A 21,034-nucleotide genomic window follows, 5' to 3' on the forward strand; every position below is an offset into this window, starting at 1 on the left:
CGGCAGCCGCCGAGAGGATCGCCGTGTCCAACGCCGCCCAAGAACCGCTGTTGTCGGCCATCGCAATCGCCAAGAGTTTCGGCGGCGTGCAGGCGCTGCGCGGCGTCGATTTCGACGTCGTCCCAGGCGAGATCCACGCTTTGCTTGGCCAGAACGGCGCCGGCAAGTCGACGCTCGTCAAGATCCTCAACGGCGTGCATCCGGCCGGCTCCTATAGCGGCGCCATCAAGCTTGACGGCAGGCCCGTCAGCTTTGCCTCGCCCGCCGCCGCACGGTCGAACGGTGTCGGCTATGTGCCGCAGGAGATCGAAGTGCTCGAGCAGCTCTCGGTCGCCGAAAATGTCTTTGCCGGCCGCACCGGTTTGGGCGACGGCGCCCTGGTCCACCAGCGCAAGCTGGAACAGCGGGCCGGCGAGATCTTTGCCGATCTCGGCATCGGCATCGATCCCAGGGCCTATGTCGCATCGCTGACTTCGGCGCAGCGCCATCTGGTGATGATCGCCCGTGCCATCGTCATGAAGCCGCGCGTCTTGATGCTGGACGAGCCGACCGCCTCGCTTTCCGGCACGGAGGTCGACGCGCTGTTCGCCGTGCTGCGACGTCTCAAGACACAGGGCGTCGCGATGATCTACATCACCCATCGCCTGCCGGAAGTGCTGGCCATCTGCGACCGCGCCACGGTGCTGCGCGACGGACAAGTGGCGGTGCGCATCGCAAGGGAGGATTTCGACGCCGAGACCTTCATTTTCTCGATGTCGGGACAACGATTGCAACGGCTTTTCCCGGAGCACACGGCCCCCGCCGGCGCACCGACCGCGCTGGAGGTTCGCAATTTGACCGTGGCTGGTCATAGCGGCGCCGTTCATGGCGCCAAGGACATCAATCTGTCGGTGGCCGCCGGCGAGATCGTCGGGCTTGCGGGCCTGCTCGGTTCCGGCCGCAGCGAGATCCTGCACGGCATCTATGGCCGCGTCCCGGCCGAGGGCGAAATCCGCGTCGCGGGCGATCCGGTGGCGATCGGATCGCCCGGCAATGCCCGGGCCGCCGGCATTGCGCTTCTGACCGAGGACCGCAAGCGCGATGGCCTGCTCTTCAATCTGCCGGTCGGCGCCAACATCACCATCGGCAATCTCGCCCCCTTGTCGCGGCGCGGCGTCGTGCGCGGCGGACTTGAACGCAGCTCCATCCTGGCCGCCATGCGCGCGCTCAACGTCAAGGCATCGTCGCCGCAGGCGTCTGTCAGCCATCTGTCGGGCGGCAACCAGCAGAAACTCCTCTTCGCCCGCGTGCTGATGCGTGCCCCGAAAGTGCTGCTGCTCGACGAGCCGACCAAGGGCGTCGACGCGGCAACCCGGCACGAAATCTATCGGCTCGTGGTCGACCTCGCCGAAAAGGGCGTGGGCTTGCTGATCGTCGCCTCCGAGCTCGAGGAACTGATCGGCCTTTGCGACCGTTGCCTCGTCGTCGCCGATGGCCGCATCGTCGACGAATTCGGCCGTGGCGAAGGCGGCGAGGATCGCGTGCTGCGTTCGGTGACCGCGGCGCAAGCCGAACGCCACGCATCGCAGGTATCGCCATGATGTTTGCCGGCAAGCGCGTTCTGGTGACCGGCGCGGCCACTGGCATCGGCCGGGCGACGGCCGAGTATCTCGTCGCTCAGGGCGCGGCCGTGTTCGGCATCGGGCTGGACGCCGAGGAGGGCAAGGCGCTCGCTGGCCGTTACGCCGGCGGCAAATTGATCTTTCGCGAGACGGATCTCGCCCGCGAAATCGAGGTGCGAGCGGCCGTGGCGGAGGCGACGGAGCGGTTCGGCGGGCTTGACGCCGTCGTCAACTGCGCCGGCATCTATCCGACGGGCAAGCGGCTCGAGGAGCTCTCCGACGAAGACTGGGACAGGACCATTGCCGTCAACCTGACCGCCATTTTCCGCATCTGCCGCGCGACCTTGCCGCTGCTGCGCGCGGCAGGCGGCGGCTCGATCGTCAACATCGCCTCGGTGCACGCCGATGCCACGGTTCCCGGCGTTCCGGCCTATGCGGCAACAAAGGCGGCGGTCGTCGGATTGTCGCGACAGATGGCGCTCGACTATGCCGTCGACCGCATCCGCGTCAACGCCGTGCTGGTCGGCTCGGTCGCCACGAGAATGACGCTGGACGGGCTGGAAGCGGCCGGCGGCGCGGAGGCGCTGGGACTGTCGTTCGAGCCCAACAGGATCGCGCGCATCGCCAACCCCTCCGAGATCGCCAGCGCCATCGGCTTCCTGCTCTCGGACGCCTCGTCCTTCGTCACCGGCAGCGCCATGCAGGTTGATGGCGGGCTCCTGGCTCGATTGCTTTAAGCTGCTCAGGGTGCAGCGAACGGCATGAACGAGACGGCGCCCGCCGCGCTTTCGCCAGGCGCAAGCACGATCGCGCCTTCATCCGGATCGTTCCATCGGCCACGGTTGAAGGCGCCCGAGGCATTCGTCTGCGGTTCCAGGCAGAAATAGGGCTTGGTCGGGTCGGCATAGAGCATCAGATGCTTGAAGACGGGATCGGCCACGATCCGCAACCCGGCGCCGCGCGCCGGAAAGCGGATGGTCGCCTCACCGGCCCAGCCGCCATAATCATTGTTGCGCCAACCGTCGGGCAGCGGCCGGCCCTTCGCGAAATCCAGTTCGCGCGGCAGCGTGATCGGATCGCCCGAGACGCCATCGGGCTCTTCGAGATGGAAGCGCCGGGCGCTGAATTGCAGCGTCACGTCCGGGTCGCGATCGAACCACGGGTGCAGGCCAAAGCCGAACGGCATGGCAACCGGTCCCGTATTGGTCAGCGTCATTTTGATGCTGAGCCCCTCCTCCGAGGCCGCGAAGACCTGCTCGGCGCGATAAGAATAGGGTTCCGCTCCAGCGACCACCTCGAGCGCCAGCACGGCCGCGGTCGCATCGATCTTGATGACAGCCCATGGCTGTTTCCAGCCACTGCCATGCACGTTGAATCTCTCGGGCGGATTGTTGGGCAGAACCCGCCAGCGCCTTGCCCCGAAGTCGAATTCGTTTCGGGCAATGCGGTTGGCGTAGGGCGTCATCGGGAACATGGCGACGCCCAGCACGTTGCCCGCATCGCGGTCGTCATCCGAAAGCCGGCGCATGAGATCGACGCCGCGCCAGCGCATCGCGCTGACGCTGCCGCCGATTGCCGGCGCCAGCCCGACTTCCAGCGCACCTGCCCTGAGTGTCACCGCCTCAGAAATTGCGCCCATAGCCCGCCGCCCAGCCGCCGTCGACGCCCAGCATCTGCCCGGTGGTGTAGCTGTTCAGCGGATCGCAGAAGAACAGCACCGCGGCGACCGCTTCCTCGACGCTGCCGGCGCGGCCGACCGGCGTGTGGCTGAGCATCGCCTTGTCACCCGCGACGATGGCGACTCCCTCGACCATGCCGAAGCCAACCGCATTGACCAGGATTTTCGGCCCGAATTCCATGGCCAGCGCACGCATCCCGGCAAGGATCGACGCGTTCTCCATGGAGAAGCGCGGATGGCGACGCATCGGCGTGCCGGCGACCGCCGAGATCAGGAAGACGATGCGGCCGCCGCGCTCGGTCATCGCCACCGCCGCCTTGCGCGCGTCGGCATAAAGGGAGCGCGGATCGCCGGCCTTCGTTCCCGGACGCAGCGGACACGAGACGAGCAGGATATCCGCCGCACGCGTCGGGGCGCCTTCGACAATATGGCCGCCATTGGCGCGCAACGCGGCGAGCACCGCGTCGACGATCGCATTGGTTTCGCCGTCCAGCGCGATCGTCGCGCCGCCGAGATCGATTTCCATGACGGCGCTCACATCATGTATCCCGCGGTCCAGCCGCCATCGACGGCCAGCACCTGGCCGTTGATGTAGCTGGCGGCCGGAGAAACCAGGAACAGCACGGCCTCGGCGATCTCCTCCGGCTGGGCCGGTCGGCCGAGCGGTACATGGGCGAGGAACTCCTGGGTGCGCCCGGCGAACTTGCCGTCGTCGCCGTAGAACAGCTTAGCGGTCAGCGCGGTCATCACCGAGCCGGGCGCGATCGCGTTGGTGAGGATCCCCTTTGCTCCCAGTTCGATTGCCATCGACCGCGTCAGATGCACGATGGCGGCCTTGGCGGCGACGAACGGGCTTTGCAGGCGCATCGCGGCAAGGCCGACGACCGAGGCGATATTGACGATGCGCCCGCCCTTGCCGGCGGCGAGCATCGGCGCCAATGCGGCGCGGCTCATGATGTAGAGGCCGTCGAGGTCTATGCCGGTGATGCGGTCCCATTCCTCGGCAGGGAATTCGTCTATGGTGACGCGATGCGCCAAGGTGTTGACGCCGGCATTGTTGACCAGGATGTCGAGCCGTCCGTACCGCTCGCAAACCCTGGCGATCGCGGCGTCGACCGATGGGCCGTCGCGAATGTCGAGGGCGCAGGCCATCGCATTGCCTAGGCCTGCCGCGACACGCTCGGCGCCTGCCATATCGATGTCGGCGACGACAACCGCGGCGCCGTTGTCGGAAAGCCGTTTGGCGATAGCACTTCCGATAGCCCCCGCCGCCCCTGTGACCAAGGCGACCCGATCCGATAGGTTACACCGCATTGCTCGCCGTCATCATTAGCCTCGACGCAAAGCTATTATAATAATATCAAAGGTCAAGGAAGCCCCAAAGCGGAGCAGATGGTAGCGGATTTCCACCTCATAGGTCAGCAGCTGTTCTCCAGACTACCGCCGCCTTCAAGTGTCGCGGCTGAGCGGCGCTACGCGTCCGCCAGCGCCGTCACCTCGCGTCGGAAAGGCAGCGCGTCGCCGATATCGGCTTCGTCCAGCTCGCGGGCGAAGCGGTGGCCGGCATAGGTCGCCCAGGCGATCGGCCCCGGCGCTTGCGCATCGCCGATGACCTTGACCGAACGGATGCCGTTGCCGACCCATTCGTCTTCCCGCGCCTTGAGTTCACGCCAGACGGTATCGTCCTGATTGCGCGAGGTGACCAGGACGACGGCGTTGGCCGCCAGCTCCTGCCGCGCGCCGGTATAGACGCAAGCCGTCGCGACGCTGCCAGAAGCGATGTTCGTGACGGTCCTGTTGAGGACGATGTCGACCCCCAGCTCCGCCAGGCGGCGGTGGATGGCCCCCTGCTCCAGCGTGTTGCGGGTCCAGTCCGAGACATAGGCCGATGGCGTCACCAGGGTCACCTTCGCGCCCTGACGCGCCATCAGCTCGGCAAGCACACCGCCCATGTAATAGTGGTCGTCGTCGAACAGCACGACGTTGCCGGACGGCACCTTGCCGTCCATCAGATCGTCCGGCGTGTAGACCTGCATCGCGGCGTCGATGGGCATCGGTACGACATGAGCGCGCGCGACGCCATCCCGCCGCCAGGTCGATCCGGTGGCGATGGCGACGTTCTGGAAGCCGAAGGACAGGATGTCGTCGGCCGACAGCCGGCTTTCGAAATAGATGTCGACATTGGGCATCTGGCTGAGCTGATACTGCCGGTAGTCGCGCACCCGGCCCCAGGCCGAGAGACCCGGCAGCAGGCATTCGCGCGCCACGCGCCCGCCAAGCGAGTTGCCGGCTTCCGCCAAAGCCACCTGGTAGCCGCGCAGGCCGAGCGCGCGGGCGGCCTCCAGTCCGGCCGGTCCAGCGCCGACGATCAGCACGCTGTCGCTGTCGCCTTTGGCCTGCATGCGCTCAGGATGCCAGCCCTTGCGCCATTCCTCCATGAAGGTGGGGTTCTGCGTGCAGCGCGAGATCGACATGGTCATGTCGCCGGTGATGCAGATGTTGCAGCCGATGCATTCGCGGATGTCCTCGATGCGGCCCTCCTCGACCTTCCTCGGCAGGAAGGGATCGGCGATCGACGGGCGGGCGCAGCCGATGAAGTCGAGCGTGCCAGATTTGATCATTCGCACCATCACGTCCGGCGAGGTGAAGCGGCCGACACCGACGACCGGCTTCGAGGTCAGCTTCTTGATACCGGAGACGAGGCTCTCCTGCGCCGCCTCGTCCTTGAAGCGCGACGGCCCCGAGCAATCCTCCCAGGCGCCATGCGCGAGGTCCCAGAGATCGGGCAGCTCGGCGTGCATCTCGATCATGTCGCGAACTTCCGAATTGGCGAAGCCGAGCTCACCAATCATCTCGTCCAGTGACAGCCTGAGCGTCAGGCCGCATGTGTCGCCGATCGCATCGCGTCCTTCCTCGATCAGCTCGCGCATCAGCCGCGAGCGGTTTTCCAGTGAGCCGCCATATTCGTCGCTGCGCTGGTTGGTGGCGGTGGACAGGAAGTGCTGGATGATGCCGAAGCCATGCGCGCCGTAGAGGCACACCAGGTCGAAGCCCGCCTGCTTCGCCCGCTTGAAAGCATTGCGGTGCCAGCGGCGCAGATCGCGGATATCCTGCTTGTCCATGGCGCGCGCCTGCACCGGATCGTTGGTGAAGGTGCGGATCGGCAGCGCCGACGGCCCGCGCGGAACCTCCTTGGTATAGAGGTTGGGGCCGTTGATGCCGGAATAGGCGAGTTGGATGCCGGCCAGCGCGCCATATTCGTGCATCGCCTTGGCCATCTTAGCCAAAGCCGGAATGTCGGCGTCGTCCCACAGGCGCAGCTCGATAAAGGGCGTGATCTCGGAGGTGTGGTGCATCTCCGTCTGCTCGGTGAAGATGACGCCCCATCCGCCTTCGGACTTCATTCGGCGCATCTCGGCCGCGGCCGACGGATCGCGATATCCGCCGCCATTGCAGTGAGGAACCTGATAGAAACGGTTCTTGGCCGTTACCGGTCCGATCTTCATCGGCTCGAACAGAATATCGTAGCGTGGGTCGCGCATGGTACTTCCCTTCCCGTCGGCTGGCGCTGCCGCTGCCCCGAAGCATGATCCCGAAAAGTGGGAACGGTTTTCGGAAAAGATCATGCTCCAACAAAAAGCCAGATCAGGATGACGATTCAACGAAACGTCATCCTGATCCGGAGACTACTCATAAGTTGGCGCGGGCGCGGGAAAACTATGGATTTCTTCTGTGCGGATTAGGACGCGCCTAATCGCCTTGCATGGATTAGCCTCAAATGAATCGGGGCTGAGCCAAATGCGACTTCAGAGCCGCGGCGGCACGATGCTACACAACCGGCTGCGGCAACGAGGCAAGAGACATGGACAGCATCAGGATACTCGAGCGGCTGATCGCCTTCCCGACGGTGAGCCGCGACTCGAACCTCGACCTCATCGGCTATGTTGCGGACCTGCTCGAAGCGAGCGGCATAGCCTGCCAGCTCATCCACAGCGCCGACGGCCACAAGGCCAATCTCTTTGCCACGATAGGACCGACTGGTGCGCCCGGCATCATGCTGTCCGGTCACACCGATGTCGTTCCCGTCGACGGTCAGAACTGGACCCTGCCGCCATTCGCGATGACCGAGCGCGACGGCAAGCTTTTCGGGCGCGGCGCGGCGGACATGAAGGGCTTCGTCGCCTCAGCGCTCGCAGCCAGCCTCAAGGCCTCGAAGATGGCGCTGCGCACGCCCTTGCATCTGGCGCTCTCCTACGACGAGGAGATCGGCTGTCTCGGCGTGCGCGACCTGATCGAAATGCTGAGCGCGGCACCCCAACGGCCACTGCTGTGCATCGTCGGCGAGCCGACCGGCATGCAGGTGGCGACCGGACACAAGGGCAAGCTCGCGGCTCGCGCCACATGCAGGGGACGCGAAGGCCATTCGGCGCTCGCCCCGCTGGCGCTCAACGCCATCCATCTCGGCTGCGATTTCGTGCGGGTCTTGCGCGACGAACAGGACCGGCTGGCCCGCGAAGGCGCCCGCGACGGAGACTACGACATTCCCTATACGACCGTGCATGTCGGCAAGATCAATGCTGGCGTGGCCCTCAACATCGTGCCCAATCTTTGCGTGGTCGATTTCGAGATCCGCAACGTCGCCGCCGACGATGCCGCCGGCATTCTCGACAGGCTGCGCGGTGCCGCGGCGCGCATTGCCGCGGACGCCGCTTCGATCGCACCAGAAGCCGCGATCGACATCGAGATCACCAACACCTATCCGGGCCTCGACACGCCGGCCGCATCGGAAGCCGTCGCCTTCGTCAAATCGCTGACCGGAGCCAACAGCACCATGAAAGTCGCTTACGGCACCGAAGGCGGACTGTTCAGCCGCGATCTCGGCACGCCTGCCGTCGTCTGCGGCCCAGGCTCCATGGCGCAGGGGCACAAGCCGGACGAGTATGTCAGCGTCGAACAGCTGCGGCGTTGCGACGAGATGCTGGAGCGGCTGCTGTCGCGGCTCGCCGACGGCTGGCCATGATGTCGCTCACTTGACGATGCGTTCGGTGCCGAAGACGCCTTGCTCGACCACGAAGCGGCGGCAATGGTCGATGAAGGCCTGCACCGTCAGCGTGCGGTGCTCGGCGTTGGGCAGCGCAATTCCCATCATCAACGGCCGCAGATCGCCCAGCAAGGGTACGAAGACCAGCAGCTTGCCGTCCGGCGACATGGTGTTGAGCGGCCGCATATTGGCGATGCCATAGCCGAAGCCATTGGCAACCATCGAGCGCATCACGGCGATGTCGCCGGTGCGTTCGACGATCCTGGGCCGCAGGCCCTGGAACGCCGAGAGGAAGTATTCCCGGCTGTAAGGCAGGTCGAGCAGCACCATCGGCTCGTCGACCAGCTCCTCGGGCGTGATGCCCGCCCTCGCCGCCAGACGATGCGCGGCCGGCAGCATCACATAGGCCGGCAACTGCATCAGCGGCTCGAACGTCATGTCCTGCGACAATTCGAGGTCGTAGGTAAGCGCTGCGTCTATTTCGCCGCGCTGCAGCATCTCGAACAACTGCCCCTGGTTGCGCTCGAACTGTCGGACGCGCACATCCGGATAGGCGTCCTCGAATTTCCGGCGCAGCGCCGGCAGCACGATCTGCGCGAAAGTCAGCAGGCAGCCGATCGCCAGCGGTCCGCGCACCTTTTCGGCGATATCGCCGGCAATGTCGTGCAGCGCATCCGCATCGTTGAGCAGCCGCGCGGCTTCCTTGAGGAACAGGCGCCCGCCCGCGGTGAGCGCCAGCGCGTGCGAATGCTTGCGCACGAAGAGCTGGACGCCGAACTCCGCTTCGAGCTGCGCGATCGACGCCGAGATCGACGGCGGCGAGACATTGACCTGCTCGGCCGCCTTGGCAATCGAACCCGCTTCGCCGACGGCGACGAAATATTCGAGTTGTCTGAGCGTGAAGCGGAGCGGCATGGTCCTATGTTGCCGGTTTGCACTCTGTGATCAAGTCGGGCCGCTTCTCAGTACTTGATCCAGGTGGTCTTCAGCGCGGTGTATTTGTCGAGCGCGTGCAGCGACAGGTCGCGTCCGAAGCCGGACTGCTTGAAGCCGCCGAAGGGGGTCATCGGGCTCAGCGCGTCGACCGTGTTCACCGAAACCGTGCCCACCCGCAGTCTTTCCGCGATGCGGTGTGCCCGCGACAGGCTGTCGGTCCAAAGCGATGCCGCCAGGCCGTAGATGCTGTCATTGGCGATCCGCAGCGCCTCCTCTTCGCTGTCGAAGGCGATGACCGACAGCACCGGGCCAAATATCTCATCGCGGGCAAGCGGATCCTCGGGCGAGACCTCGTCGAAGATCGTCGGCTGCACGAAGCTGCCGCGCCCATCGACCGAAATCCGGCCGCCGCCGGTCACCAGCCTGGCCGACTTCCTGCCGCCATCGATGAAACGCATGACTGTCGCGGCATGCCGCGCGTCCACCATCGCCCCCATCCTCGATGCCGGGTCGAGGGGATCGCCGGGCTGCGTCGCCGCCGCGCGTTGCGCCAATTTCTCGACCAGCGCGTCCTTGATGCCGCGCTCCACCAGCAGCCTGGAATTGGCCGAGCACACCTGTCCCTGGTTGAAGAAGATGCCGAAGGCGGCCATGTCGGCGGCCGCGTCGAGGTCCGCGCAATCCGCGAACACCAGATTGGGGCTCTTGCCGCCCGTCTCCAGCCAGACCTGCTTCATGTTCGACTGGCCGGAATATTGCAGGAAGAGCTTGCCGACGGCGGTCGACCCGGTGAAGGCGAGGCAATCGACATCCATATGTCGGCCAAGTGCTTGGCCGGCGGTCTCGCCGAGGCCCGGCACCACATTGAGCACGCCGGCGGGCAGCCCCGCCTCCATGGCGAGTTCCGCCAGCCTGAGCGCCGAGAAAGGCGACTGCTCGGCCGGCTTCAGCACCACCGAATTGCCCGCCGCAAGCGCCGGCGCGCATTTCCAGGTCGCCATGTCGAGCGGAAAATTCCACGGCACCACGGCGCCCACGACGCCAAGCGGCTCACGCCGCACCAGAGCGAGGTCGCCCTGGCCCGTCGGCGCCACCTCGTCATAGACCTTGTCGATCGCCTCGGCATACCACTGGAAGATCGCTGCCGACCCCGGCACGTCGATGGTGGCCGCGTCCTTGACCAGCTTGCCCATGTCCAGCGATTCCAGCAGCGCGAGCTCCTGCAGGTTCTCGCGCAGCAATTGCGCCAGCCTGAGCAGCACCTCCTTGCGATGTACTGGCGTCGTCCGCGACCAGACGCCGGCCTCGAAGCTGCGCCGGGCTGCGGCGACGGCGAGGTCGATATCCTCTTCCCCGCAGGAGGCGACCTCGGCGAGCGTCGCTCCCGTGGCCGGATTGATGCTGGCGAAGGTCCGGCCGGAGCGCGCCGGCACCGCCTTGCCGTTGATGAAGGCCTTGTCGCGGAATCGGATCGCGGACGCCTTGCCGACCCACTCCTTATGGCTGAGTTCGCTCATGTTGGCTCCGGATTGTCGGGGCTATTCGTCACCAGGAACGCCGTAGCTCGGCGCACCGGACGGGTTGAGCGCGCGGGTAACGTAGGCATCGAGCTGGGGCTTGTAGATATCCCACAGCGTTGCCAGCTGCTCGATCGGACAATCCTCGGTCCAGTCGCAACGCAGGTCGGCCACGGGCCAGGACACATCGCGCACCAGCTTCATGCCGGCGGAGCGGAGGGGCCCGGCCTCGCCGCCGGCTTTGAGCGCGGCGCGCATCGTGGCGATGAGCCGATCGCCGAGGTCGCCCCCGGAGGCGAGGAAGGCATCGACCATGGCACGCGGGATGCCATCATTCGCAAGCAGGTTGCCGCCGCAGGCCACGTCCTCGCCTCGTGCCTCGGCCCACATGCCGAGCGCCTTCGGCCCGGAGTGGATCGCGCTGACGCCCGCGGCGTCGACAGCCAGTATCTGCCGGTATTCGATAAAGGCGCCCGTGCGCTTCAGGATCGCGACGGCCTCCGTGGCGGAAGCGCCGCGCGCCATCAGCTCCAGCGCCCTGGGGCCGAGCGTCGGATCGGTGACGTTCTGGCTGGCGACGGCGCCGACGCCCGCCTGCGCGTAGGCGCAGCGCGCCGCGACCGCGGGAGACGACGAGGACACCGCCACCCCGAACATGCCTGTGCGCCGGCAGCGCGCGACGATGGAAAAGGTCATGGCGCTTTAGTCCGGAATGACGGCGGTGCCGTCGATTTCGACCAGCCAATCCGGCCGCGCCAGGGCCGACACGACCAGGCCGGTCGAAACCGGATGGACGCCCTTGATGTATTCGCCCATCGTCCGGTAGACGGCTTCGCGATGGCGCACGTCGGTGATGTAGACAACCACCTTCACCAGATGCTCCATCGTGCCGCCGCACTCTTCGATAAGCTGCCTGATATTCTGCATGACCTTGTGGGTCTGCTCGACCGGATCGTGGCTGTCGATGTTCTTCGCCGTGTCGAGATCCTGCGGGCACTGGCCGCGCAGATAGACGGTCCTGCCGCCGCGCGTGACGACCGCCTGGCAGAGATCGTTGTCGAGCTTCTGTTCCGGATAGGTGTCCTTGGTGTTGAATTTGCGAATTCGCGTATGCGCCATCTTGGTCTCCATGAAGTCGGGCTCGCAGCTTTGGTCAGGCGTCCACCGGCTCGCGCATCGCGGCCGCGTGGTAGGCGAGATATTTGCGCTGCGTCGAAATACGGTCGGCCACATGCTTGGCATCGTGCCAGACACCCCAGATGAAGCTCGACCCTCTGCGCGACTGCCAGGGCAGTCCGAGAAAATAAATACCGGGCTCGACCGAGACGCCGCGCTGGTGCCTTGGCCGGCCCTTCTCGTCGAAGGCGTCGACCTTCAGCCAGCTGTAGTCGACGGCAAAACCCGTCGCCCAGATGATCGTCGCGATCCCGGCCTCGGCCAGGTTGAGCTCGCTGATCGGATTGGTGACGCAGTCCGGATCCGGGTCGATCCTGCGGAGGGCAGGTTCCTCCGGAAGGTCCAGGCCGTTGCGGGCGACGTAGGCGTCTGCTTCGTCCAGCAGCGACATCAGATTGGCGTCGCCGCGGGCAATGTTCTTCGCAAGATCGGGCGCGAAGGTCATGACGCCGTCCTGGTACGTCTTCGTCATGCCGACGAGCGTAAGCCCCTGCGCGGCCAGACGGCGGAAATCGATCGTCTCGCCGCCACGCGCGCCGCTCACCGCGATCGTGACGTGTTCCGTGCCGGGCCCCGGGGTCTCGAGGTCCCATTTGCCGAGAACGCCCAGCCACCAGCAGAAGTCACGGCCGCGATAGGCGCGTGGCGGGCGATCGTGCGGGCCGACCGAGAGATAGACGCGCCTGCTTGAGCGCTGCAGTTCGTCGGCGATCTGCACGCCCGAGGACCCTGCCCCGACCACCAGCACCGCGCCCTTCGGCAGCTGCGCCGGATTGCGGTACGCGCTGGAGTGGATTTGCAGGATGCCGGTTTCCTTCGGGACAACCGGCGGGATGACGGGGACCTGGAAAGGTCCGGTCGCGGCAACAATGCTGTTGGCCTCGATCACGCCATCCGAGGTCTCGACGCGGAATCCCGGACGGCCGACATTTCTCTGCGCGAGCTTGACCTCGACGCCGCAGCGGATCGGCGCGTTGATCTGCTTTGCGTAGGCGACGAAATAGTCGGCCACCTCCTCCTTGGAAGGAAAGCCCTCGGGGCCCGTCACGGGAAACTCCATGCCCGGAAACCGGTCATGCCAGGCCGGGCCGTTGGCGACCAGCGAATCCCACCGCTGCGAACGCCAGCGCTCGGCGATCCGGCCCCGCTCGAGAACGAGATGAGGCACCCCGCATTTGCTCAGGTGCTCGCTCATGGCCACCCCGGCCTGGCCGCCGCCGACGACGAGCGTGTCTACCTTCTCAACCGACATATCCACGTCTCTTTCGATAGGGCTTTCGCCGCTGTGATGGAGGTCCGGTTTGCTTTTAGTGACGGGCTGGCGGAGCGAAAATTATGATTTCATGTGTCAGTGCTTAGCTTATCCCTAAACGCTGCGGTGGGATCGCCGAGGGCATCCAATTCCGGCGGTCGCGATCGGCAGGACCGCCTCCGGACCTCGGGAAAAGCTTAGGCGGACCCTAAGCACGGGGGCTGGAAAAAGTAATTCTTGCGCCTTGGATTTGGTGGTTCCCTGCGTCACCCGCATCAGAGTTTACGATCGCTGAGAGTGAAATGGCGCGAGAGACCCTTTACGCGAACGGCGCGCTATACACGGTCGATGCGGCGAACCCCGTTGCCGAGGCGATGCTGGTTCGCGGCGAGCGCATCGTGGCTGTCGGCTCTTCTTCTTCCGTCAGGGCGCAAGCATCCAAGGACGCCGAAATCGTCGATCTCCAGGGCCGGTTCGCCATGCCGGCCTTCATCGACGCCCACGTCCATTTCGCCTGGGGAAGCAAATATCTCGATGAAGTGCGGCTGCGCGAGGCAAAGACCTTTGGCGACGTGCTTGCCCGGTTGAAGGCCTATTCGCAGGCCTATCCCGACCGCGAATGGATCGTGGGCAGCGAATTCAGCTACGGCTACCCCGACCTCGCCGAAGGCGGCTTCCACAAATCGCTTCTCGACCAGGTTGTTGCCGATCGCCCGGTTTTCTTCCGCTCGGGCATGGCTCACGCCGCGTGGGTGAACAGCAAGGCGCTGGCACTTGCCGGCATCACGCGGGACACGGCCGACCCCGAAGGCGGCGAGATCGTGAGAGATGCGAGCGGTGAGCCGACCGGGTGGTTGAAGGAGAAAGCGTGGTCCAAGTTCGAAGCGCTGATCCCCCAATCCTCGCAATCGGATCTGCGATCGGCGCTGATCTCCGCCACCAAGGAAGCAAACCGTCTGGGACTGTCGCGGGTCCAGAGCGCAGGGATGGATGACGAAGCTGTCCCCTCGCTGGCGGAGATATTGGCGAAGGGCGAATTGACCCTGCGGTTCACGCTTTCGAGCATCGTAAATCCGGATTCGAGCCTCGACGAGGTGATTGCGCGCGTGTCCGGATGGAGGGATGACCTCGACCCTGACTTTCTCGACGGGCGCGTCATCAAATTCTTCCTGGACGGCGTGCTGGAATCCCACACCGGCTTCATGCCCCAGGGCTATGCTGATAAACCGGGCGAAACGGGAACCTGCCTTTGGAAGGCATCTGCCTACAACGCAGCAGTCAGCCGCGCGCAGCAGGAAGGCTTTCAGGTCTGGACGCACGCGATCGGCACAGGCGCCATCGAAATGGCGCTCGACGCCTATGCCGCGGACGGAGAACGCTCGCGGCAGTGCCGGCCGCGGGTAGAGCATTGCGAAATACCCACCGCGCGCGACATCGAGCGTTTTCGCGACATAGGGGCGATAGCGAGCTTCCAACCCGCCATGATCTATCCACGCGACCAGTGGCTTGGAATGGAAGGGATTTGGGAGGTGCGCGTCGGCTCTGCATCCTTGCCGCGGGCCTTTCCGGTCCGCTCTATCCTCGATGCCTCAGGCGCCGTCGCGTTCGGAACCGATTGGCCCATCGTCGACCTCAATCCGCTCATCGGCATTCGCAATGCGGTGCTGCGACAAAGCCGGGATCGCCGGCCGGAAACCGGCTGGGTCCCGCAGCAGAGGATCAGCGTCGCGCAGGCGCTTCATGCCTATACGCTGGGGGCGGCCTTTGCCGGCCATCGGGAAGACGACGAGGGCAGTCTGGCGGCGGGGAAGCTCGCCGACTTCATCGTCCTTTCCGATGATCCGCTGCAGGTCGAGCCGGACAGAATCGCGGACATCAAAGTTCTGAAGACGATCGTCGGCGGCAGATCTGTCTGGGAAGAACCCGCGGCTTGAGGCCGCGTCTTGGGGGTTTGATGGAAGCGGCTGAATTTGACTACATCGTCGTCGGCGCCGGCTCGGCCGGTTGCGTGATCGCCAACCGGCTGAGCGCCGATTCGTCGATCAAAGTGTGCCTGATCGAGGCCGGCGGAAGCGACGACAGCCTGCGGGTCAAAGTGCCGGCGGGCATCCTCTCGCTCTACGGCAACCCGACCTACGACTATTGTTTCGTCGGCGTGCCGCAGCCGCATCTCAACAACCGCAGCATTCCGGTCAACCGCGGCAAGGCGCTTGGCGGATCGAGCTCGATCAATTCGATGGTCTATATCCGCGGCGCCTCCGAAGACTATGACGAATGGGCTGGGCTAGGCTGCGCCGGCTGGGCCTATCGCGACGTGCTGCCCGTGTTCAGGAAGCTGGAGCGCAACCTGCTCGGCCAGGACCCGCGCTATCACGGCAGCGACGGCGAGCTGCTGGTCGACAATCCGCGCGATCCGAACGAGCTTTCAAGCATGTTCGTCAAGGCCGGTAGGAACGCGGGCCTGCCCGCCAATAGCGACTTCAATGCTGAAAGCCAGTTCGGCCTCGGGATCTACAACGTCACGCAAAACCGCGGACAGCGCTTCAGCAGCTTCAGCGCCTTCATGCGCCCGGTGCTCGATCGCAGGAACCTGACGCTGCTCAGCCAATGCGAGGTGATCGACCTCGTCATCGCCGAGGGCCGCGCCACGGGAATGCGCGTGGGGCACGAGGGCCAGCAGAAGACGCTCTCGGCCAGCCGCGAGATCGTACTTTCGGCCGGCGCCATCAACTCGCCCAAGATCCTGATGACATCCGGCATCGGACCGGCAGATGAGCTCAAGCAGATCGGCATCACGCCGGTCCTCGACCTGCCAGGCGTCGGCAAGAACCTGCAGGACCATATCGATGGCATGATCACCGTGCGCTCCAGGAGTACCAGGACGCTCGGCCTGTCGATCGCCAACCTGCCCCGTATCGCCGCCGCGCCCTTCCAGTATTTCGCGCGCCGCAAGGGCATGCTCACCACCAACTATGTCGAAGCCGGCGGCTTTGCGAAGACCAGGCACGCGAACAGCCTGCCCGACATCCAGTTCCATTTCGTGCCGGGTTATCGCAGCCATCGCGGCAGGCTCATCGAATACGGCCACGGCTACGCTATTCACACCTGCGTCCTGAGACCGAAAAGCGTGGGCGAGATCAGGCTGTCGCGCGACAGCTCCCGCCGCGACGTCCTGATCGACCACCGCTTCTTCACCCATGAAGACGACGCCATGGTGCTGGTCGAAGGCATCAAGATCGCGCGCCGGATTTTTGCCTCGTCCGAGTTCGACGCGGTGCGCGGCAAGGAGATGCTGCCGGGCAAGAATATAAACAGCGACGACGAGATCCTGGCCTATCTGCGCGCCGAGGCGCTGACCGTCTATCACCCGGTGGGAACCTGCAAGATGGGAACGGACGACATGGCTGTCGTCGATCCGGCGACGCTCAAGGTGCGCGGCCTGGATGGGCTCCGGGTCGCCGACGCCTCGGTCATGCCGAAGCTGATCGGCGGCAACACCAACGCGCCGAGCATGATGATCGGCCAGAAGGTTTCGGAAATGATCCTTGGCTCGGGACATCGCGGGGGCAAGTAGCCACCGCTGTTTCGGTGAACCGTCGCAAACGCCCGGAATTGGCTGGAGCCCTCCAAATGTCGTCATTCTGGGGCGGAGCAAGGAGCGCAGCGACGCAGCGCAGACCCTGGAATCCATTCCGGGACTCCAAGGCGTTGCCGCGGTGAAGAATTCTGCTCCGCTGCATCCATCGGCCACGGTCACGGAATGTATCCTCGGGTCTCCGCGTCCGCTTCACCCGTGGATGACGAAGCTGAGAGGCTTCGGCCAATCCCCTGCGTCTGCGCTGAAGCCTCGAACCTTTTGAGAAACCCTATGTCGAGAGACTGGTTTAGTGAACCTCGTCGATCTCGTCGTGCAGGAGGCCGAGGATGCGGCGCTTGAGCGCGATGAAGTCGGGCTCGAGGATGACGTCCATCGAGCGCGGCCGCAGGATGTCGACCTTGATCTCGGCCTTGATCTTGCCTGGCCGGGCCGTCATCACCAGCACGCGGTCGCCGAGCACCAGCGCCTCGTCGATATCGTGGGTGACGAACAGCACCGTCTTCTGCTGCCGCTCCCAGACGCGCAGGAGCAGCTTCTGCATGGTGCCGCGCGTCTGGCTGTCGAGCGCGCCGAACGGCTCGTCCATCAGGAGCACGGCCGGATCGTTGGCAAGGGCGCGCGCGATCGCCACGCGCTGCTTCATGCCGCCTGACAGTTGCGCCGGGTAATGGTCGGCAAAGGGCGCGAGCCCAACCTCGTTCAGATACTGGTCGACGATCTGCTTGCGCTGCTGCGCCGGCAGCCCCTTGCGCTTGGGCCCATATTCGATGTTGGCGCGCACCGTGAGCCAGGGAAACAGGGTGTAGCTCTGGAACACCATGCCCCTGTCGGGACCCGGTTCGATCACTTCCCTGCCGTCGACCTTGATGCTGCCCGAGGTCGCATCGTTGAGGCCGGCGGCTAGGTAGAGCAGGCTGGATTTGCCGCATCCCGAAGGACCGACGATGACACAGAATTCGTTCTTGGCCACCTTCAGCGACACATCGTCCAGCGCCAGCACGCCGTTGGCGTCGCCATAGCGCAATGTCACGTCCTCGATGGCCATCGTGGTCCCGGCGGCACGCGCATCGACATTGGCAGAGGCCATGCCGTCCAAATTGTTCGCCTTGACGGTTTCGGTCATCACTACCCTTGATCCGGCTGCGGTTTGCGAGGATGCGTTCAAGATCAAGGTGCCCATGGCGCAACCCTTGCCCGGAGAATGCGGAATGCCGTGTCGGTGATCAGGCCCAGAAGCCCGATCGCGGCGATCGCCATGAAGATCACGTCGACCTGGAAGCCGCGCATCGCCTTGAGGCTGATATAGCCAAGGCCGCTTGACGCGGCGACGAGTTCGGCCACGACCAGATAGGTCCAGGCCCAGCCCATGGTGACGCGAAGCGTGTCGAGGATCGCGGGAAGTGCCGCAGGGAAAATGACGTGCCACACCGCCTCGCTGCGCTTGGTGCCAAGCGTGTAGGAGGCGTTGACCAGATCCCTGGATACGCTGCGGGCGCAGTCGGAGATCATCACCAGCTGCTGGAAGAACGTGCCGAAGAAGATGACCGCTATGCGCTGCTCGATTCCGATGCCGATCCACAGGATGAACAGAGGCACGAAGGAGGTGACGGGCAGATAGCGGATGAAGTTGACCAGTGGCTCCAGGGGCGCCTGCACTGCCCGGTAGGTGCCCATCCACAGCCCCAGCGGCACCGCGATCACCGACGACACGATGAAGCCCAGGATGACCACCTTGGCGCTTGTCAAAGTGTGGTAGAAAAGGCTGCCGTCGAGCGACATGCGATAGGTCGTCTCGAGCACGGTTCCAGGTGTCGGCAGAAACATGTTCGGCACGACGCGCCCATAGGACAGCAAAGCCCAGCCGCCGATCACGACAACCCACATCGCCAGCGCAAGCGCGGTTGCCGTGCTGGCAGGGATGTTGGCGAATGGGGTCGTCAGGCGCGTCCACGCCGTTCGCCTCTGTGCCATAAGATGGCCTCCGTAGAATCCAAACGCGAAAACCTGGCTTCAAGAAAACGGGGCTGGCCCGAATGGGCCAACCCCGGCAATCCCGAAGGCTCACTGTTCCTTGATGAAATCGGTGTCGAGGATGGTTTTCGAGTCGATCGTCATCTTGAGCTTGCCGGCCTTGCCCCAGATGTCCTGCGCGAAGTTCACCAGGTCGGCCGCTTCGCTCTTCTCCGGCGTGCCGAAGAATTCCAGGTTGCGGGCGCGGTCGTAGTAGCGCACGCCCTTGGCGCCGGCGGCGAAATCCTCCGGCTTCTCGAGATAGCCGCCAATGCCCTTGGCCATGATCTCATAGGCCTTGTCCGGGTTGGTCTTGATGTAGTCGACCGCCTTGTAATAGCCCTTGATGAGAGCCTTCACGTCCTCGGGGTGCTTCTCGATCAGGTCGCATTTGAGCGCGATCACATCGACGATCAGGCCGGGCGTGGCCGTGGAATCGATCAGCACCTTGCCCTTGCCGCCCTTGCGGACTTCGGTGAGATGCGGCTCCCAGGTCACCGCGGCCGGAACCTGGCCGGCGATGAAGGCGGTCGCGGCATCATCGGCGGTCATGTTGGTGATGGTGACGTCGTCCTCGGTCATGCCTTCCTTTTTCAGGAGCACGTTGAACCAGAATTCGGAAATGGAGCCCTCGTTCAAGGCCACCTGCTGGCCCTTCAGGTCCTTGAGCGACTTGACGTCGGGCTGCGTGACGACGCCGTCGCCGCCATGGCTGTCGTCGAGCGCCACGACATATTTGAAGCAGAGGTCGTCGGAGCGGTATTTCATCAGCTCGTCGACGGTGGAGGCGGCGCCGTCGAGGTCGCCGCCGGCGACCGCCGCCATGTAAAGCGCCGATTCCTCGATGACCTTCAGGTCGACGTCGACGCCGGCTTCCTTGAAGTAGCCGAGGTCACGGGCAAGAAACAGCGGCCCGTAGCCTACCCAGGTCGTCATGCCGAGGCGAATGGCGCCGGCATTGGCGGGAGCGGCAAGCCCCAGGCCCAGCAGGCCTGCGCTGACCGCGGTCATCAGGCAGTTTCGGAATGTCTTCATTGTCTTGGTTCCCCATGGCTGTTGCCGGCATCGGCCCATTCAACGGCCCATGCCAAGCGGCGTTTTGGCAGCCGCTCTCTTGTTATGCGTCGCCTCCCAGGCGAGCCTAGCGTGTTCTAGGCCCGCAAGAGAGCACCCGGGCCGGATCGCAAAAAGAAGTCTTTTTCTGTCCTTTGCTTCGCCGAAACCGAAGCAGCGGGCTGAGCCCGGCTGATGAGCTTGAACGGCGGCGCTAGGCGACAGCGGTTCCGATAGCGCCGGCAGACGCGCCAACGACCGTGGATGGCGTGCTGATCAAAGGAATCTTGTGGGACGGTTTGCCCAATCGGAGGCGTTCTCGGGCCACCGGGGAAATCGACGGCAGCGCCAAGATGAATGGCAAATTCAGATGCTTCGAGGAGCCAGCGAGGGATGCGGCCTCATCGGCCGCATCCCCGAGATTTTCGGCGCAAACGCCGCGCCCCGCGGCGTGGCACGGCGGCTAGGCCGGCAGCGCGCCCGACTTTTTCGCCGTCCAGGTGGCGATGTAGTCCATCAGGCCGGGGTTGAGGCAGTCATAGGGCTCGAGCCCGATCGACTTCAGCTGGGCGCGGATGCCGTCCATCCGCTTCGGGTCTACCCCGGATTCGATGATCGAGGAGACGAAGGCGGTGAAGCCCGGTGGCGACCAGCCGTCCTCCTCGAAGCGCTCGGGATGGATGAAGGACAGGCCCTTGAAGGGATGGTCGCGCTCGACCGGGCCGTACATGTGGACGCCGCAGCCGGTGCAGGCATGGCGCTGGATGAGTGCTGCCGGATCGACCACCTTCAGCTTGTCGCCGTTCTCCGTCACGGTGACGTCGCCCGTGCCGGCAACGGCCACGACCGAGAACACGGCGCCCTCCGGCTTCCAGCACTTGGTGCAGCCGCAGGCGTGGTTGTGGGCGATCTGGCCCTTGACCTTCACTTTCACCGGCTTCGAGGTGCAAAGACAGACCAGCGTGCCGCCGGAGAAGGATGCGCTTTCCTTCGGCAAGCCATTGTCGATCGAGTGATGCAGTTTTTCGGCCATTCCTGTTTCCTCCCATGTTGACAAAAAAGGGTCGCCGGCACTCCGGCCTGCGGCCCGTTGGGTTGCTTCAGTAAACCACGACGCTCCTGATCGACTTGCCCTCATGCATGAGGTCGAAACCCTTGTTGATGTCCTCGAG

18 protein-coding genes are annotated in these 21,034 nt (G+C 64.8%); 5 read left to right on the forward strand and 13 right to left on the reverse strand.

Annotated elements, in window-relative coordinates; all coding sequences use genetic code 11:
• Positions 1–50: 50 nt before the first annotated feature.
• Positions 51–1,580: a sugar ABC transporter ATP-binding protein gene (locus tag FJ471_RS22605; RefSeq protein ID WP_246684792.1), complete on the forward strand. Its 1,530-nt coding sequence runs from the start codon at positions 51–53 to the stop codon at positions 1,578–1,580.
• Entirely contained in the window at positions 1,577–2,338 is a 762-nt protein-coding gene (locus tag FJ471_RS22610; RefSeq protein ID WP_140806960.1) for an SDR family NAD(P)-dependent oxidoreductase, read from the forward strand. Before FJ471_RS22605 ends, FJ471_RS22610 begins: the two co-directional genes overlap by 4 nt.
• 5 nt (positions 2,339–2,343) lie before the next feature.
• Here FJ471_RS22610 and FJ471_RS22615 read toward each other — a convergent pair whose 3' ends face one another.
• The 4 genes from FJ471_RS22615 to FJ471_RS22630 form a co-directional block, all read right to left on the reverse strand.
• On the reverse strand, positions 2,344–3,240 hold the full coding sequence (locus tag FJ471_RS22615) for an aldose 1-epimerase (protein ID WP_140806961.1): 897 nt from the start codon (positions 3,238–3,240) through the stop codon (positions 2,344–2,346).
• Positions 3,224–3,817: an SDR family oxidoreductase gene (locus tag FJ471_RS22620; protein WP_246684793.1), complete on the reverse strand. Its 594-nt coding sequence runs from the start codon at positions 3,815–3,817 to the stop codon at positions 3,224–3,226. Before FJ471_RS22620 ends, FJ471_RS22615 begins: the two co-directional genes overlap by 17 nt.
• A complete protein-coding gene (locus FJ471_RS22625) occupies positions 3,814–4,593 on the reverse strand; it encodes an SDR family NAD(P)-dependent oxidoreductase (protein ID WP_140806962.1) in 780 nt (259 codons plus the stop codon). The genes FJ471_RS22620 and FJ471_RS22625 overlap by 4 nt, the downstream gene beginning before the upstream one ends.
• Positions 4,594–4,751: 158 nt before the next feature.
• Complete coding sequence (locus FJ471_RS22630; RefSeq protein WP_140806963.1) at positions 4,752–6,821, reverse strand: NAD(P)-binding protein; 2,070 nt, start codon at positions 6,819–6,821, stop codon at positions 4,752–4,754.
• A 320-nt stretch (positions 6,822–7,141) separates the two neighbouring features.
• Here FJ471_RS22630 and argE point away from each other — a divergent pair, with 320 nt between their 5' ends.
• Complete coding sequence (gene argE, locus FJ471_RS22635; RefSeq protein ID WP_140806964.1) at positions 7,142–8,299, forward strand: acetylornithine deacetylase; 1,158 nt, start codon at positions 7,142–7,144, stop codon at positions 8,297–8,299.
• A gap of 6 nt (positions 8,300–8,305) precedes the next feature.
• Here the strand turns inward: argE and FJ471_RS22640 are convergent, their stop codons facing one another.
• From FJ471_RS22640 to FJ471_RS22660, 5 genes are read right to left on the reverse strand one after another with little or no spacing between them, the layout of a single operon-like run.
• Positions 8,306–9,235 carry a LysR family transcriptional regulator gene (locus FJ471_RS22640; protein ID WP_140806965.1) on the reverse strand — a complete coding sequence of 310 codons (930 nt, stop codon included), beginning with the start codon at positions 9,233–9,235 and terminating at the stop codon, positions 8,306–8,308.
• A 47-nt stretch (positions 9,236–9,282) separates the two neighbouring features.
• Complete coding sequence (locus tag FJ471_RS22645) at positions 9,283–10,773, reverse strand: aldehyde dehydrogenase (RefSeq protein WP_140806966.1); 1,491 nt, start codon at positions 10,771–10,773, stop codon at positions 9,283–9,285.
• A gap of 21 nt (positions 10,774–10,794) precedes the next feature.
• Positions 10,795–11,469: a DUF1028 domain-containing protein gene (locus tag FJ471_RS22650; RefSeq protein ID WP_140806967.1), complete on the reverse strand. Its 675-nt coding sequence runs from the start codon at positions 11,467–11,469 to the stop codon at positions 10,795–10,797.
• A gap of 6 nt (positions 11,470–11,475) precedes the next feature.
• Complete coding sequence (locus FJ471_RS22655) at positions 11,476–11,892, reverse strand: RidA family protein (protein WP_112097707.1); 417 nt, start codon at positions 11,890–11,892, stop codon at positions 11,476–11,478.
• A 34-nt stretch (positions 11,893–11,926) separates the two neighbouring features.
• On the reverse strand, positions 11,927–13,201 hold the full coding sequence (locus FJ471_RS22660) for an NAD(P)/FAD-dependent oxidoreductase (RefSeq protein ID WP_140806968.1): 1,275 nt from the start codon (positions 13,199–13,201) through the stop codon (positions 11,927–11,929).
• Positions 13,202–13,503: 302 nt separating this feature from the next.
• Here FJ471_RS22660 and FJ471_RS22665 point away from each other — a divergent pair, with 302 nt between their 5' ends.
• On the forward strand, positions 13,504–15,135 hold the full coding sequence (locus FJ471_RS22665; protein WP_140806969.1) for an amidohydrolase: 1,632 nt from the start codon (positions 13,504–13,506) through the stop codon (positions 15,133–15,135).
• 20 nt (positions 15,136–15,155) lie between these two features.
• Positions 15,156–16,775: a GMC family oxidoreductase N-terminal domain-containing protein gene (locus FJ471_RS22670; RefSeq protein ID WP_140806970.1), complete on the forward strand. Its 1,620-nt coding sequence runs from the start codon at positions 15,156–15,158 to the stop codon at positions 16,773–16,775.
• Between the two features lie 310 nt (positions 16,776–17,085).
• On the opposite strand, the gene FJ471_RS22675 is transcribed toward FJ471_RS22670, so the two are convergent.
• The 4 genes from FJ471_RS22675 to gfa form a co-directional block, all read right to left on the reverse strand.
• The gene (locus tag FJ471_RS22675) at positions 17,086–17,844 is read right to left on the reverse strand and encodes an ABC transporter ATP-binding protein (RefSeq protein ID WP_210242048.1); all 759 of its coding nucleotides are present in this window, start codon (positions 17,842–17,844) and stop codon (positions 17,086–17,088) included.
• 122 nt (positions 17,845–17,966) lie between these two features.
• On the reverse strand, positions 17,967–18,770 hold the full coding sequence (locus FJ471_RS22680; RefSeq protein WP_140806972.1) for an ABC transporter permease: 804 nt from the start codon (positions 18,768–18,770) through the stop codon (positions 17,967–17,969).
• A gap of 90 nt (positions 18,771–18,860) precedes the next feature.
• On the reverse strand, positions 18,861–19,844 hold the full coding sequence (locus tag FJ471_RS22685; RefSeq protein WP_140806973.1) for an ABC transporter substrate-binding protein: 984 nt from the start codon (positions 19,842–19,844) through the stop codon (positions 18,861–18,863).
• 481 nt (positions 19,845–20,325) lie between these two features.
• Positions 20,326–20,895, reverse strand: coding sequence for an S-(hydroxymethyl)glutathione synthase (gene gfa / locus FJ471_RS22690; protein ID WP_140806974.1), 570 nt, complete (start codon positions 20,893–20,895; stop codon positions 20,326–20,328).
• Positions 20,896–21,034 lie beyond the last annotated feature (139 nt).

Origin of the sequence: Mesorhizobium sp. B2-7-1 (assembly GCF_006440735.1) — a bacterium.
Taxonomy (GTDB): Bacteria; Pseudomonadota; Alphaproteobacteria; order Rhizobiales; family Rhizobiaceae; genus Mesorhizobium.

Bases quoted from the DNA above. Each gene is read 5' to 3' on its own strand.
- FJ471_RS22610 (WP_140806960.1), top strand. From the start codon at position 1,577: ATGATGTTTGCCGGCAAGCGCGTTCTGGTGACCGGCGCGGCCACTGGC.
- FJ471_RS22615 (WP_140806961.1), bottom strand. From the start codon at position 3,240: ATGGGCGCAATTTCTGAGGCGGTGACACTCAGGGCAGGTGCGCTGGAA.
- FJ471_RS22625 (WP_140806962.1), bottom strand. From the start codon at position 4,593: ATGCGGTGTAACCTATCGGATCGGGTCGCCTTGGTCACAGGGGCGGCG.
- FJ471_RS22630 (WP_140806963.1), bottom strand. From the start codon at position 6,821: ATGCGCGACCCACGCTACGATATTCTGTTCGAGCCGATGAAGATCGGA.
- argE (WP_140806964.1), top strand. From the start codon at position 7,142: ATGGACAGCATCAGGATACTCGAGCGGCTGATCGCCTTCCCGACGGTG.
- FJ471_RS22640 (WP_140806965.1), bottom strand. From the start codon at position 9,235: ATGCCGCTCCGCTTCACGCTCAGACAACTCGAATATTTCGTCGCCGTC.
- FJ471_RS22645 (WP_140806966.1), bottom strand. From the start codon at position 10,773: ATGAGCGAACTCAGCCATAAGGAGTGGGTCGGCAAGGCGTCCGCGATC.
- FJ471_RS22650 (WP_140806967.1), bottom strand. From the start codon at position 11,469: ATGACCTTTTCCATCGTCGCGCGCTGCCGGCGCACAGGCATGTTCGGG.
- FJ471_RS22655 (WP_112097707.1), bottom strand. From the start codon at position 11,892: ATGGCGCATACGCGAATTCGCAAATTCAACACCAAGGACACCTATCCG.
- FJ471_RS22660 (WP_140806968.1), bottom strand. From the start codon at position 13,201: ATGTCGGTTGAGAAGGTAGACACGCTCGTCGTCGGCGGCGGCCAGGCC.
- FJ471_RS22665 (WP_140806969.1), top strand. From the start codon at position 13,504: ATGGCGCGAGAGACCCTTTACGCGAACGGCGCGCTATACACGGTCGAT.
- FJ471_RS22670 (WP_140806970.1), top strand. From the start codon at position 15,156: ATGGAAGCGGCTGAATTTGACTACATCGTCGTCGGCGCCGGCTCGGCC.
- FJ471_RS22675 (WP_210242048.1), bottom strand. From the start codon at position 17,844: ATGGCCATCGAGGACGTGACATTGCGCTATGGCGACGCCAACGGCGTG.
- FJ471_RS22680 (WP_140806972.1), bottom strand. From the start codon at position 18,770: ATGGCACAGAGGCGAACGGCGTGGACGCGCCTGACGACCCCATTCGCC.
- FJ471_RS22685 (WP_140806973.1), bottom strand. From the start codon at position 19,844: ATGAAGACATTCCGAAACTGCCTGATGACCGCGGTCAGCGCAGGCCTG.
- gfa (WP_140806974.1), bottom strand. From the start codon at position 20,895: ATGGCCGAAAAACTGCATCACTCGATCGACAATGGCTTGCCGAAGGAA.